Genomic DNA, 13,465 nt, shown 5'->3' with positions numbered 1-13,465 from the left:
ACCGAAAGCCGGGGCCCCGCGGCCAGCAGCCGCTTGGTGTAGTCGTGGGACGGGCGGAGCAGCACGTCCTCGACGGGACCGGTCTCCACGATCTCGCCGTCGTACATCACGGCGACCCGGTCGGCGAAGTCCGCGACCACGCCCATGTTGTGGGTGACCAGCAGGACGCCGGTGCCGGTCTCGACGGCGAGGTGGCGCAGCAGGTCGAGGATCTCGGCCTGCACCGTGACGTCCAGCGCGGTGGTCGGCTCGTCCGCGATCAGCAGGGTGGGGTCATTCGCGATGGCCATGGCGATGACCACGCGCTGGCGCTGTCCGCCGGAGAGCTGGAAAGGGTAGGCGCCGGCGCGCTTCTCCGGCTCGGGGATGCCGACCTTGCGGAGGAGTCCGACGGCCTCGGCGGCGGCGTCCTTGCCGGACACCTCACGGTGGTTGCGGATCACCTCGGCGATCTGCTTGCCGATCCGGGTCAGCGGGTCCAGCGCGGTGGCCGGCTCCTGGAACACCATGGTGACGGTCCGGCCGCGCAGCGCCGCCAGGTCGGCCTCACGGGCACCGACCATCTGATGGCCGGCGATGGTGGCACTGCCGGTGGCACGGGCGTTGCCGTCCAGCAGGCCCATCGCGGCCAGCGCGATCGTGGACTTGCCGGAACCCGACTCGCCGACCAGGGCGAGCGTCTCGCCGGGGCGGACGTGCAGGGAGACACCCCGGACGGCCGGCACGTCGCCGGTCTCGGTGGTGAAGACGACCCCGAGGTCGTCGAGTTCGAGAATGGGCCCGGCCTGCGGGGCGGCGGAGCCCTGGGCGGCGGTCATCCGCGTCCCCTCACGTCGAATGCGTCGCGGAGTCCGTCCCCGATCGCGTTGAACGCCCACACCACCAGGATGATGGCCAGGCCTGGCGGCAGGATGAGCCACCAGTAGCCGGAGTAGGCGGCGGTGAGACCGGCCGAGAGCATGCCGCCCCAGTCGGTGGCCGGTGGCTGGACGCCCAGGCCCAGGTAGGAGACGTACGCGACGAGCAGGATGGCGTCGGCGATCTGGAAGGTGGCCGCGACGATGATGGTCGAGACCGAGTTCGGCAGGATGTGCCGGGTGATCGCCCGGGCGTGCGTTCCGCCGATGGCCCGCAGGGTCAGGACGTAGTCGCGGTTCTTCAGGGTGAGCGTCTCGGCCCTGATCAGCCGGGACGGCATCAGCCAGGAGACAACGCCCAGGATGACAATCAGTCCGGTCGGGCCCGGGGTGGTGATGGCGGAGACCACCAGAAGGATGAAGAGCGCCGGGATGGCGATTCCCGCGTCCACGATCCGCATCATGACCGCGTCGATCCAGCCGCCCGCGTAGCCGGCGGCGGCGCCCCACAGGGTGCCGATCACGGTGGCCAGGATGCCCGCGGCGAGGCCGACGATCAGCGACACCTTGCCGCCGTACATCAGCCGGCCCAGCTCGTCGTGGCCGACCGCGTCGGTGCCGAGCCAGTGCGAGCCGCTGGGGGCGAGGTTGACCTGTTCGAGCATCGTGTGGGTCTGGTCGGTGGAGTACACCAGCGGACCGACGAAGCAGAACAGGAAGAAGAAGACCACGACGCCGAGCCCGACCACGGCGAGCCGGTTGCGCAGGAAGCGCCGGACGGCGAGCCGGGAGCCGGACGCCGCGGTGGCGGCGGTGGCCTTGCCGGGCATCTGGTCCGGCTGGATGAGGGCGCTCATGCCCGGCCTGCCTTCACTCGGGGGTCGATGAGCCGCTGGACGATGTCGGCGAGCAGCGTGCCGACCACGGTGGCGATCGCGATGACCAGCACACAGCCCAGCAGCACCGGGTAGTCGGAGGACTGCGCGGCGGTCCAGAAGAGCAGGCCCATGCCGGGGTAGTTGAAGAGCTGTTCGACCACCAGGGCGCCGCCGAACAGCACCGGCACGTAATAGCCGAGCATGGCGATCACCGGCGTCAGCGAGTTGCGGAACACGTGCCGCCACAGGATGGCGCGGGAGCGGGAGCCGCCGGCCCGCGCCGTCCTGACGTAGTCCTCGGACAGGTTCTCCAGGGTGGCCGCCCGCATGTAGCGGCTGAACACCGCGATCATCGAGGCGGCACCGGCCACGACCGGCAGCACCAGCGCCTGCGGATCGGCGAACACCTGGGCGAGCGTGTCCCCCTGCGGGGCCTGTGACGGGAACCACGGCAGCACCTGGCTGAACACCAGCACCAGGATCAGCCCGAGGAAGTACACGGGTGTGGAGTAGGCGATGAAGCTCAGCGTGGTGATGACGTAGTCGACCGGCCTGTTGCGCCGGACGGCCTGCCACATGCCCAGCGGGACAGCCAACAGGAGGCCGACGACCGCCGACAGGGCGGTGAGCACCAGGGTCTTGGGCAGCCGCTCGGTGATGAGCTGGGAGACCGGCTCATTGAGGGTGTACGAGGTTCCCAGATCGCCGTGCAGCAGTCGGTCGAGATAGTAGAGGTACTGCACGGGCAGTGGCTTGTCGAGGCCTTGCTCGTGGTTGAAGGACGCGATCTGCTGCGCTGTGGCCTGCGGGCCGAGGATCCCGCGAGCGGGACCCCCGGGCAGGGCGTGCAGCAGACAGAAGACCACGATCGTCACGATGACGATCACCGCGACGGCCTGGAGGGCCCGTCGAAACAGGTACGTGGAAGTGGTCATGTGCTTTCCGGTCGCTTCGGCTCAGTGCTGCGCGTGGTCACAGGCCGGGCTCACTTGGTGGTCCACTTCCACATGGCCGGGTGGAAGTTGGCGAGCGAGTCCTGGGCGAAGCCGCCCAGGCCGTTCTTGACCACGGAGATCTGGTAGTCCGGCTCCGGCAGCCAGATGACCGGGAGGTCCTTGGCCAGGGCCGCGCTGTACTTCCGCGCCGCCTCGTCGGAGGAGGAAGTGGTGGTCTCGGTGATCAGCTTGTCCACCGCGGGGTTGGAGTAGTTGCCGAAGTTGGAGCCGCCGCCGGTGGCGAAGAGTGCGTCACCGCTCGGGTAGGCGGGGAAGTACCAGCTGCCGGCGGTGCCGAAGAACGACAACTGCCACTTGCAGCCCGCGTCGTCGGGCTTGCACTGGCCGGACTGCGCGAGGACCGAGTTGACCGGGGCGGTCTTGATGGTGAAGCCGATGCCGCTCTTGGCGAACGACGACTGCAGGGCACTCATCATGTTGTCGGTCACGGTCGAACCGGACTGTGAGAGCACCTGCATCTGGAACTTCGTGCCCTTGTCCACGCCGGCGCCGCACTGGTTGCCGCCGGTACCCGGCGCGGTGCACACCATGGTGCCGTCCTGCTCGGTCCAGCCGTGGTCGCTCAGAAGCTGCTTCGCCTTGGCGGTGGAGAAGGGGTACGGGTTGTTCTTCTGCTCCGGCGAGACGAAGGACGAGCTCTGGCCCTGCGGGATCGGACCGTAGGTCGGGACCGCGGTGCCGTTGAAGACGACCTTGGAGAGCGTGGCCTGATCCACCGACATCTGGATCGCCTGGCGGGCGTAGAGCTGCTTGAAGACCGGGCCCATGGTGGGGTTGTTGAAGTTGTAGGGCATGTACGTGATGGCCCAGCCGGACCACGGCTTCACCGTGTAGCCCTTGGCGGCGAACGACGACTTCTGGCTGAGGTTGGTGGCGTTGATGTAGCCGTAGTCGACCGTGCCCGCCCGGAGCGCGTTCTCCTCGGCGTCCGTGGTGGTGAACGGCAGCAGGTTCACGTTCTTGATGTTGGCCTTGCCGCCGCCGTCGTACTTGGCGTTGGCGGTCAGCACGACCTTGCCGGCCGTGGAGAACGACTTGATGGTGTACGGGCCGCTGACCGTCTTCCAGAGCGGGTCGGTCGCGTAGCCGGAAATCTTCTTGGCGGAGTCGTTCAGGTACGTCCAGACCTTCTTGGCGCCCGCGGGGGTGCGGTCGAGGTCCGACACGGTGCCCGAGTCGCTGGTCTTGTCCCAGACGTGCTGAGGCATCACGCGGATCATGCTGAGCTGGTTGGCGAGCATCCACTGCTGGTTGTACGCCTGGTCGAAGGTGATCGTGAAGTGCGTCGGGTCGACGACCTTCAGCGAGGTCCAGTTGTCCGGCGCCTTGCCCGGGCTGTAGCTGGCCCATTCGGCCTTGTTGGCCTTGACGAGGTTGAACCAGAACTCCATGTCCCGGGAAGTGATTTGCTTGCCGTCGCTCCAGTGCCGGTCGCCGAGCGTGATGGTGACGCTCTTGCTGTCCTCGGCGAATTCGGCGGCGGTGGCCAGCGAGTTCTTTTTGTTCCAGCCGACCGTGCCGGTGGAGCCGTCATAGGCGATCAGCGGCTCCCAAAGGGACTGGGATATGGAGGAGTTGTTGGTGTTCAGGTGCGCGGCAGTGCCGACCGGGAGTATCCAATTCGGCGTGAAGTTCGCCGGCAGCGCGTAGTTGATGGTGTCCGACGAGCCGGAGCCGGACGACGAGGTACCGCCGCCGGAACAGCCGGTCAGCAGAGCGCACGCGGTGGCAGCGGCGCCCGCGACGAGGGCCCAGCGGCGGCTGTTCGCCGTGTGACCAGGGAACATGATTCTCCTCAGAGTGAAAGGGCCCGCATGTGTCCCAGAGACCGGGGCGGGTGCCGCAGGACCGGCACTGCGTTCACGACAGCTAACGCCGGACACACCTGAGAAACAAAGCAAGAATGAGTAACAAGTAAGTTACTGCGAGTTCGAAGAAAGTCTTCTCGCCTCGATCGGCCCTCTTTTGTGGGTGCATTTGGATTGGTTTGAGGGATTTCGTGGACGGTTCACTTTCTTTACCCGGCTCTTCCCTTGCATGAAGCGCGGGCATACTGTCGTCGCCATACACACCGTTGCGGAAGTTACTTCTTACATGACTGGAATAAGTGCTTGGGACGGCAAGGCCGCGAAAGGCACCTCAGCTCTCGCCGCGCGGGTCCTGGGTCTCGTCGCATCGGGCCAGGCCTCGTCGCGCGCCGAACTCGCCGGACTGCTCGGCGTCTCCGCCTCCACCATCTCCCTCAGCGTGGCCCAACTGGTGGAGCGCGGGCTGATCGCCGAGGAGGGCACCCAGTCCTCCACCGGCGGGCGCCCTCGCAAAGCGCTGAGACTGGGAAGCAACGACGAGTTCGCCGTCGCCGCCGACCTCGGCGGCCGGCACGCCAGGATCGGTGTCGTGCTGCCCGGCGGCGGCCTGACCGATGTCTCGACCGTCCCCTTCCTGATCGCCGACGGTCCCGAGGCGGCCCTGCCGCGGCTCGCCGAGACCCTGGAGGCGCTGGCCGAGCAGCGCGGACGGGACCAACTGCGCGGGGTCGGGCTCTCGCTGCCCGGACCGGTGGACATCGTGTCGGGCTCCGCTGTCATGCCGTCCCGGATGCCGGGCTGGAACCGGTTCCCCGTCACCGCCTGGCTGGAGGAACGCTTCGGCGTCCCGGCCGCCGTGGACAACGACGCCAACTGCATGGCGGTCGGCGAGCACACCGTACGGCCCGCCGAGTACCGGAAGACGATCATGGTGAAGATCGGTTCCGCGATCGGCGCCGGCGTCATGGTCGACGGACATCTCTACCGGGGCGCCACCGGCGCGGCCGGTGACATCACCCACATCCGGATCGGCGGCGGCGGCGACATCCCCTGCTCCTGCGGCAACACCGGCTGCCTGGAAACCGTGGCGTCCGGCGCCGCCCTGGTCCGCATCCTGCGCGAGCGCGGGGTCGACGTCAGCCGCCCGGAGGACGTGGTGCGGCTGGCCGTCGACGCCGACCCGGAGGCCACACGCGCGGTTCGCAGGGCCGGCGATTACCTCGGCCAAGTGCTCGCGGCCAACGTCAACTTCTTCAACCCGGACGCCGTCTACCTCGGCGGCATCCTCTCCACCTTGGAGTCGTTCGTCGCTGCTGTGCGCAGCCAGCTCTACGAGAGCTGCCACCCGCTGGTCACCGAACACCTCACCATCGAGCGGGCCAGCCTGGGCGCCGACGCGGGACTGGTCGGCGCCGGACAGTTCGCCCTGCAACGCGCCATGGCCCATGCCCTGCGCGGGGTTGGCGGCGCCGAACCGGCCACCGACCGGTTCCGCGCCTCCGCGCCCCGTCACGCCTGACGCCCTGACGCCCGACGCCTGAAGCCCCACTCCCTACGAGCTACGAGGAGCCATGCCGCAATCCCGCACCGCCGCGGCCCGCCCGGTCATCGCCATCGCCGGACTCGGCATCGAGTCGTCCACCTTCTCTCCCGCTCGCACCCGGGCCCCCGCCTTCCACCCCTCGCGCGGCGCCGACGTGCTGGACCGCTACCCCTTCCTGGCCCCCGGCGAGGAACTGCGCGAGGCAGCCGACTGGCACGGCGCCCTGGTCGGCAAGTCGCTGCCGGGCGGCACCGTCACCGCCGACGCCTGGGCCGAGCTGACCGACGAGCTGATCGAGCGGCTCGCCGCGCTGCCCCAGCCGGACGGCCTCTGGTACGACATCCACGGCGCCATGACCGTGGAGGGCATCGACGACGCCGAGGCGGTGCTCCTGGAACGTATCCGCGCCGCCGTGGGCCCCGAGGTGATCATCTCCACCTCGATGGACCTGCACGGCAACGTCTCCCGCGAACTCGTCCACGGCAGCGACCTGATCACCTGCTACCGGATGGCCCCGCACGAGGACCACATGGAGACCAAGGAGCGGGCCGTCCGCAACCTGGTGGACCTGCTGGTCTCCGGCGCGCCCCGCCCGGTCAAGGCCTGGGTGCCGGTGCCGGTGCTGCTGGCCGGCGAGCAGACCTCCACCCGGATCGAGCCGGCCAGGAGCGTCTACGCGGCCGTGGCCGAGACCGAGGCCGTGGACGGCGTGATCGACGCCGCGATATGGGTCGGCTACGCCTGGGCCGACGAACCGCGCAACCGCGCCGTGGTGGTGGTAACCGGCACCGACCGGGCCGCCGTGTCGGCCGGTGCCGAACGCCTGGCCCAGGGCTTCTGGAAGGCCCGCGACGACTTCGACTTCGTCGCCCCCACCGGCACCTTCGACGGCATTCTGGACGAGGCCCTGGCCGGTGACCTGCGCCCGTACTTCATCAGCGACACCGGGGACAATCCGACCGCCGGCGGCGCCGGTGACGTGACCTGGGGCCTGACCCGGCTGCTGGCCCGCCCGGAGTTCCGGAAGGACGACGGCCCGACCGTCATCTATGCCTCGGTGCCAGGACCGGCCGCCGTCGAGACTGCCGTCGCCGCCGGTGCCGGCGCCACCGTCACGGTCACCGCCGGTGCCGAGGTGGACGACCGGCACGCGGGCCCGGTCACCCTGACCGGTGTGGTGCACGCCGTCCGGCACGACGACCGCGACGCCGAGACCGAGGTCGTCATCCGTGTCGGCAGCGTGTACGTGATCCTCACCAAGCTCCGCAAGCCCTACCACCACGAGCACGACTTCACCGACCTGGACCTCGACCCGCGCGGCGCCGACATCGTGATCGTGAAGATCGGCTACCTGGAGCCCGAGCTCTTCGACATGTCGGTCGGCTGGAAAATGGCGCTCACCCCCGGCGGTGTGGACCAGGATCTGATACGCCTGGGCCACCACCGCATCCGCCGCCCGATGTTCCCCTTCGACCGCGAGATGACCGACCCGGACCTGTCGGCACGCCTCATCCCCGCCTCCGACCAGCCCCTCAGCGGGGACGACGAGTGACCGCACGACCCGCCCTGGAGATCGCCGTCACCTCACCGGCCGGCGCCCGCGCCGCCCGGGAGAACGGCGCCGACCGGGTCGAGCTCTGTGCCGCCCTGGAGCTGGGCGGCCTGACCCCGTCGGCAGCCCTGGTGGAGGCAGCTGCCCGGGAGGGGCTGCCGGTGCACGTGCTCGTCAGGTGCCGACCCGGCGACTTCGTCCATGCCGCGGAGGAAATCACGCTGATGGCTGCCGAGGTGCGGTCCGTCATCGCCTCCGGCGCCTGTGGCGTGGTGATCGGCGCGCTGACCGCCGACGGCGCCCTGGACACCGTGGCGGTCGCCCGGCTCGTCGAAGCGGCCCGCGCCTCGGGCCGCCCGGTGGACATCACACTGCACCGCGCCATCGACCAGTCCGCCGATCCGGTGGCCACCGCCGCACTGCTGCCCTCGCTCGGCCTTACCCGGGTCCTCACCTCGGGCGGCGCCCCCACCGCGGCCGAGGGGCGGGAGACGATCGCCGCGATGGCCGCCGCCGCACCCGGGGTGCAGGTGATGGCCGGCGGCGGGGTTCGCCCCGCCGACATCCCGGCCCTGACCTCGGCCGGAGCCTCCGCCATCCACCTCTCCGCCAAGACCAGGGCGCTGACCCCGCGGGGAGGCCGCTGGGTACCGCTCGGCACTCGGGGCGCGTCGGCCGAGCAGGACACCCACTTCGTCACTGATCCCGAAGTGGTGGCCGAGGCACGGCGGGCAGTGGAGAGGGAGGGCCGGGGCCTTGGTCCAGGGTAGGCAGTCTTGGACCGCGTTCTGGGCACCTGAGCGGATGGGCATGGGAACATCGCCCCGCCGTCGGTGCCCAGACCCACGCTGCCGACACGGCAGGCAGATACTCGCGCTGTCACCAGTTCCTGGGGGTCAAGGGGTCGCAGGTTCGAATGTCGTCCCGACCAGCGTTTACGCAGTCACAGGCGTATCGGGGGAATCCGATAACGCCTTTCAGTTTTCGCGACGTAAGGGGAGCGCATGTCATCAAGAAAGTGATAAAAAGGGACATTGTGTATGCCGGGCGCTGGTGGGCCGACCGCCTTCAGGAGCAATCGCCGGGTCGCGGACTGGTGGCGATCCCGCTCGCGCTGATCGTGGTGATCACCGTGGTGGACCTCCACTCCCCGACAGATGTCCATCTGGGCCCGTTTCTGGTGATCGCGCCCGCCCTCGCCGCTTCCTTCGCCGGAGCGCGGCTGACCGCCCTGATCGGGGCGCTGACGGTGGTGGCGCAGGTGTTCATCGCCATGTTCCACGGCGGGCTGACCACGACCAATCATCTGGCACAGATCACGGCGCTGATCGTGCTCTCCTCTCTGGTGGTCTTCTTCTGTCTGGTACGGGAACGGCGTGGCCGGGAGCTGATCCGGGTGCGTTCGGTGGCCGACGCGGCGCAGCGTGTGCTGCTGAGGCCGCCGCCTCGCCGGATCGGGCCGCTGCGGGTGGCCTGGCTGTATCTGACGGCCGAGGACGAGACCCAGATCGGAGGCGATCTGTTCGCGGTCGCCCGGGCCGGTGAGACCGGTACGCGCGTGGTGATCGGCGATGTCCGCGGCAAAGGTCTGGCCTCCATCGGCGAGGCCTCGGTGGTGCTGGGCGCGTTCCGGGAGGGCGCCCATCGCTGCACGAGTCTGCTCGAACTCGCGGCGGCTCTCGAAGGCAGCGTCAGTCGCAGTCTGGAGGAGGTCGCAGACACCCAGGACGATCCCGGCGAGCACTTCACCACCGCTCTCGTGCTCGACATACCGGACCAGGGCCCGGAGGCCGAGATGATCAACTGCGGTCATCCGCCGCCGCTTCTGGTGCGCGGCCGGGAGGTCACGGTGCTGTACTCGCCCAGTCCGGCGCCGCCGCTGGGTGTGTGCGAGCCACCCGACCTCAGCCATCGCGTCGATCCGTTCACCCTGGAAACCGGCGACACCCTCCTGCTCTACACCGACGGAGTCGTCGAAGCCCGCTCACCGGCCGGAGTCTTCTATCCGCTGGCCGAACGGGTCGCCTCCTTTCCCGCGTCCGGCCCGGAGGCGCTGCTGCGCCATATCCACCGCGATCTGCTGACCCATATCGGCAAGCATCCCGCCGACGACGCGGTTCTCCTGGTCATCGAACGCATTCCCGCCCAGCAGACCCAGGGCCCTCATCTCACGGCCCATCTCCACAAGGGCGCCGGCCGGCCCTGATCCCGGTTCGCTCCCCGTGATCCCGGTTCACTCCCGCGAGGTCAGTCGGCCCAGTCCGTGTTCCAGCAGCGCGAACGCGTGCTCGGCATCGCTCACCGCACCCGCGTAGCGCTCGTCGGCGGACTCCCCGTACGCCAGGCGTTCGGCGTTGTCCTGTGCCAGCGCCCAGCGCACGGCGACAAGCTGGACGGCGGCCAGCCGCGCGGTGGGTTCCGGGATGTCCGCCGTGTCACGCAATGCCTCGGCGAGTGTGCGTTCGGCGGTGGTCTTGAACCGTTCCATCCTGGTCACCAGTGCGGGAGCGTCAAGGATCATCCGGTGAAACGCGCGCACCTCGGGCCTGTCGTTGAGCCCGGTGATCGGATCACGCTCGCGCAATCCGTTGAGGAAGTGCTCGCGCAGTGCGGTCAGCGGAGCAGTGCGGTCCGGGCGGGCCCGTACCACCCGGGCGGCTTCGGTCTCATGATCGGCGAGGCGGTGCACCACGAGGTCTTCTTTCGCCGGGAAGTAGGCGAAGAGCGTGCGCTTGGACACTTCGGCCGCCTCGGCCACCTGGGCCACCGAGACCTGGTTGAAGCCGTGTTCGAGGAACAGCGCGATCGCCGCCTCGGAGATCGCCGTGTGAGTCCGCTGCTTCTTACGTTCCCGTAGCCCTGGCTTGCCGTCCACGAGACCGAACGGTAGCAAAGAACTGCCCCGGGTGGATTTCTGCACCTGGTATACATGTGCACCGAGACGATGATGGGGATGGAGTGAACGTGTTGGCGGAGAAGGCGTTGGCGGAGAAAGTGTTCGCGGAGACCGGGACCGAGGTCGTCATCGTGGGCGCGGGCCCGGCCGGACTGATGCTCGCGTACGAACTGGCCCTGGCCGGAGTCGAGACCCTGGTGCTGGAGAAGCTGCCCCGGCCCATCGAACAGGTGAAGGGCGGCGGGATTCAGCCCCGTACGGCTGAGCTGCTGGAATCGCGCGGGCTGCTGGAACCGCTGCTGCGCCGGGCCACGCCGCGTGATCCGGTCGGCGGGCACTTCGCGGCGCTGCCGGTGCCGCTGGACTGCACGCCCTGGCAGACCAGGCACCCAGTCCCGATCGCGATCTCTCAGTGGGAGATCGAGGAAGTGCTCGAAGAGCGGGCGATCGCCGCCGGCGCGCGGGTTCTGCGCGGCACTGCCGTTTCCGGAGTCGAGTCGGACAACGACGGTGTGGTCGTGACGGCGGACGGTGTGCGGGTGCGGGTGCGGGCACGCTACCTGGTGGCGTGCGACGGCGGCCACAGTACGGTGCGGAAACTGCTCGGGCTGCCGTTTCCCGGCAGGCCCGGGACCCATCAGGCGGTGTTGGCCGACATCCGGCTGTCCGCCGTATCGTCCCTGGTGCCGCAGCAGATAGGGCATATGAGCACCCTGATGCGTCAAGCGGGCGGTTACTGGGCCATGCTGGCGCCTCTCGGCGGCGACCGGTACCGGTTCACCTTCGGGCGCGCGGACCAGGCGGACGCCACCGGCGACGCCCCGATCACCCGCGAGGAGATCACCGACGCGCTACGGGCCGTCTACGGCGAGGAGACCATCCTCGGCGCGGTGGACAACTCCTCGCGGTTCACCGACGCCACCCGGCAACTGGAGCACTATCGCGTCGGCCGCGTCCTGTTCGCCGGGGACGCCGCGCATATCCATCCGCCGCTGGGCGGCCAAGGTCTGAACCTCGGCATACAGGATGCGATCAATCTCGGCTGGAAACTGGCCGCGACCGTTCAGGACCGCGCGCCGAGCGGCCTCCTGGACAGCTACCACGCCGAACGGCACCCGGTCGCAGCCGAGGTGCTGCACCACACGTCGGCACAGCGTGTGCTGGCGGCTCCGCAGCTGGACGAGGACGTGGCCGCGCTGCGTGACATCTTCATCGATCTTCTGCGGCTGCCGGACACCAACCGTCATCTCGCGGGCCTGATGTCCGGTCTGTCGCTGCGCTACGAGCTGTCCCACGTACATCCGCTCACCGGCCGGCGGACGCCGGACGCCGACCTGGTCACCGACGCCGGGTCCGTCCGGCTGTCGGCGCTGTTCCGTTCCGGGCACGCCGTTCTGCTCGACCTGGCCGGAATCATCCCGGCTGATCTCCGGCTGCCGGCGCGAGTCGACCTCGTCCGTGCCACCTGCGCCGACGATCTGGGCGCCGCCGCACTGCTCTTCCGTCCTGACGGCTACCTCTGCTGGGCCGCGGACGACTCCGCCGCCTGCCGCACAACTCTGCTCCCCACCATCGCCTCCGACCTGACCACATCCGCCGGGCCTCTGTCCGGCGCCCACTGAGCCCTCCAACGGTCGCCGAGCCCTTAACGGTCGCCGTTCTGGAACTGGAACAGGATCTTTCCTTCGATCTCCGGTCGTGGAGCGGTTCGGATCCAGTTGATCAGCCAGTAGCCCCGCACGCCGAGTTCGCGGTATACGAGATCGGCCGCCGGTACCGAGGGCGATCACATTCCGGCCGACATCGCTCCTCCGGTGTGCCGCTTTCGAGGCCGGCCACCTACTTCCAGGCTGGATATCAGCTTGCGGAACGCAAGCCAAGCCCGTATCGGTGCTCGTACACGCGCAGGTTCATGGTCGCGAGATCCATGAGCGGAGTGGCGACGGAGAGCTCGGCGGCCCGTCGGGTCAGATCGCCGAAGACATGCTCGACCTCGGTCGAACGGCCCGCCGTCACATCCCGGTAGAAGGACGGCGCGAACGGTGAACCCGGCTGGGTGAGAGTGCCCTCGGTGGTGGCACGCCGCTCCTCGGCGAGCGGGAATCCCGCGGCGGCGGACACGGCGGCCGTCTCGGCGAGTACGGCCTTGGCGTACTCGGTGCCGCCCGGTACGGAGGCGACATCACCGATCGTGCCGCGCATGAGGCAGGTGATCGCGCCTGCGGTGGCGATGAAGACCCATTTGTGCCACATCTCGGCGAGGATGTTCTCCGAGACCGTGACCTCGAAGCCCGCTCCGTCCAGTAGGTCAAAGGCCCGCCCGGCAGGCGAGTCGGCGGTGCGTACGGCACCGCCGCGCTGATCGCCGAGCGTCAGCTTCGCCCCGGGAGCCAGTACGGCGATGTCTCCTCGCGCGTCCACGGACGTCGCCAGCAGCGCCACACCGCCCAGCACCGACGCCGTACCGAACCGGTCGCTGAGCCGGTCCAGATGCGCCATCCCGTTCAGGACCGGCAGGATCGCGGTGGACGGTCCGACCGCCGGCGCGATGTCCTCCATCGCCTGAGCCAACGCGGTCGCCTTCACCGACACCAGGACCACATCGTAGGAGCCGTACGAACCGCCGGAATCACGGAGTTCGGCCGCCGTGACCAACCGCGCGTCGATACGGTCATCCTCTCCGGAGCCCACGATCCGCAGCCCCCGCTCCCGCAGAACGGCCGCCCGGCCGGGACGCACCAGAAACGTGACATCCCTGCCCGCCCGCACCAGCCTGGCCCCGAAATAACCTCCGGTAGCCCCGGCACCCACGACCAGAAGCCTCATCGGGACCTCCCACGGCGGTACGGCACGAACATGCCCTGACCGTAACGGGTCCGGCCGCTGCCGCGGTCGTCGGTGCGGCGGCAGCGGCC

11 protein-coding genes are annotated in these 13,465 nt (G+C 69.2%); 5 read left to right on the top strand and 6 right to left on the bottom strand.

Annotation, left to right across the window (positions count from 1 at the left end; all coding sequences use genetic code 11):
* The 4 genes from GA0115259_RS05615 to GA0115259_RS05600 form a co-directional block, all read right to left on the bottom strand.
* Nucleotides 1-818 (bottom strand): ATP-binding cassette domain-containing protein (locus GA0115259_RS05615; RefSeq protein WP_141716460.1); only part of this gene is annotated, 818 nt, incomplete at its 3' end.
* Nucleotides 815-1,714, bottom strand: coding sequence for an ABC transporter permease (locus GA0115259_RS05610; protein WP_093591732.1), 900 nt, complete (start codon nt 1,712-1,714; stop codon nt 815-817). The genes GA0115259_RS05615 and GA0115259_RS05610, both read right to left, overlap by 4 nt.
* Complete coding sequence (locus GA0115259_RS05605) at nt 1,711-2,670, bottom strand: ABC transporter permease (protein WP_093591729.1); 960 nt, start codon at nt 2,668-2,670, stop codon at nt 1,711-1,713. The genes GA0115259_RS05610 and GA0115259_RS05605 overlap by 4 nt, the downstream gene beginning before the upstream one ends.
* Before the next feature lie 50 nt (nt 2,671-2,720).
* Nucleotides 2,721-4,538, bottom strand: a complete 1,818-nt coding sequence (locus GA0115259_RS05600) for a peptide ABC transporter substrate-binding protein (RefSeq protein ID WP_093591726.1) — start codon at nt 4,536-4,538, stop codon at nt 2,721-2,723.
* 307 nt (nt 4,539-4,845) lie between these two features.
* Between GA0115259_RS05600 and GA0115259_RS05595 the strand changes: the two genes are divergently transcribed.
* The 4 genes from GA0115259_RS05595 to GA0115259_RS05580 all read left to right on the top strand — a co-directional run bounded on the left by GA0115259_RS05595 (nt 4,846) and on the right by GA0115259_RS05580 (nt 9,860).
* Nucleotides 4,846-6,078 (top strand): ROK family transcriptional regulator, encoded by a 1,233-nt coding sequence (locus tag GA0115259_RS05595; protein WP_093591723.1) that lies wholly within the window; start codon nt 4,846-4,848, stop codon nt 6,076-6,078.
* A 52-nt stretch (nt 6,079-6,130) separates the two neighbouring features.
* On the top strand, nt 6,131-7,654 hold the full coding sequence (locus GA0115259_RS05590) for a M81 family metallopeptidase (protein WP_093591719.1): 1,524 nt from the start codon (nt 6,131-6,133) through the stop codon (nt 7,652-7,654).
* Nucleotides 7,651-8,424 (top strand): copper homeostasis protein CutC, encoded by a 774-nt coding sequence (locus GA0115259_RS05585; RefSeq protein ID WP_093591716.1) that lies wholly within the window; start codon nt 7,651-7,653, stop codon nt 8,422-8,424. Before GA0115259_RS05590 ends, GA0115259_RS05585 begins: the two co-directional genes overlap by 4 nt.
* Before the next feature lie 326 nt (nt 8,425-8,750).
* Complete coding sequence (locus GA0115259_RS05580; RefSeq protein WP_256097916.1) at nt 8,751-9,860, top strand: PP2C family protein-serine/threonine phosphatase; 1,110 nt, start codon at nt 8,751-8,753, stop codon at nt 9,858-9,860.
* Between the two features lie 27 nt (nt 9,861-9,887).
* On the opposite strand, the gene GA0115259_RS05575 is transcribed toward GA0115259_RS05580, so the two are convergent.
* Complete coding sequence (locus GA0115259_RS05575; protein ID WP_093591738.1) at nt 9,888-10,529, bottom strand: TetR/AcrR family transcriptional regulator; 642 nt, start codon at nt 10,527-10,529, stop codon at nt 9,888-9,890.
* Between the two features lie 89 nt (nt 10,530-10,618).
* Here GA0115259_RS05575 and GA0115259_RS05570 point away from each other — a divergent pair, with 89 nt between their 5' ends.
* Nucleotides 10,619-12,172: an FAD-dependent monooxygenase gene (locus tag GA0115259_RS05570; protein ID WP_256097915.1), complete on the top strand. Its 1,554-nt coding sequence runs from the start codon at nt 10,619-10,621 to the stop codon at nt 12,170-12,172.
* A gap of 235 nt (nt 12,173-12,407) precedes the next feature.
* Here GA0115259_RS05570 and GA0115259_RS05565 read toward each other — a convergent pair whose 3' ends face one another.
* A complete protein-coding gene (locus GA0115259_RS05565; protein ID WP_093591709.1) occupies nt 12,408-13,376 on the bottom strand; it encodes a ketopantoate reductase family protein in 969 nt (322 codons plus the stop codon).
* Between the last annotated feature and the right edge of the window lie 89 nt (nt 13,377-13,465).

Origin of the sequence: Streptomyces sp. MnatMP-M17, from assembly GCF_900091995.1 — a bacterium.
Lineage (GTDB): Bacteria > Actinomycetota > Actinomycetes > Streptomycetales > Streptomycetaceae > Streptomyces.
Note: the sequence above shows the minus strand (reverse complement) of the source record. Positions and strands in the feature narration are given on the sequence as shown.

Bases quoted from the DNA above. Each gene is read 5' to 3' on its own strand.
- GA0115259_RS05610 (WP_093591732.1), bottom strand. From the start codon at position 1,714: ATGAGCGCCCTCATCCAGCCGGACCAGATGCCCGGCAAGGCCACCGCC.
- GA0115259_RS05605 (WP_093591729.1), bottom strand. From the start codon at position 2,670: ATGACCACTTCCACGTACCTGTTTCGACGGGCCCTCCAGGCCGTCGCG.
- GA0115259_RS05600 (WP_093591726.1), bottom strand. From the start codon at position 4,538: ATGTTCCCTGGTCACACGGCGAACAGCCGCCGCTGGGCCCTCGTCGCG.
- GA0115259_RS05595 (WP_093591723.1), top strand. From the start codon at position 4,846: ATGACTGGAATAAGTGCTTGGGACGGCAAGGCCGCGAAAGGCACCTCA.
- GA0115259_RS05590 (WP_093591719.1), top strand. From the start codon at position 6,131: ATGCCGCAATCCCGCACCGCCGCGGCCCGCCCGGTCATCGCCATCGCC.
- GA0115259_RS05565 (WP_093591709.1), bottom strand. From the start codon at position 13,376: ATGAGGCTTCTGGTCGTGGGTGCCGGGGCTACCGGAGGTTATTTCGGG.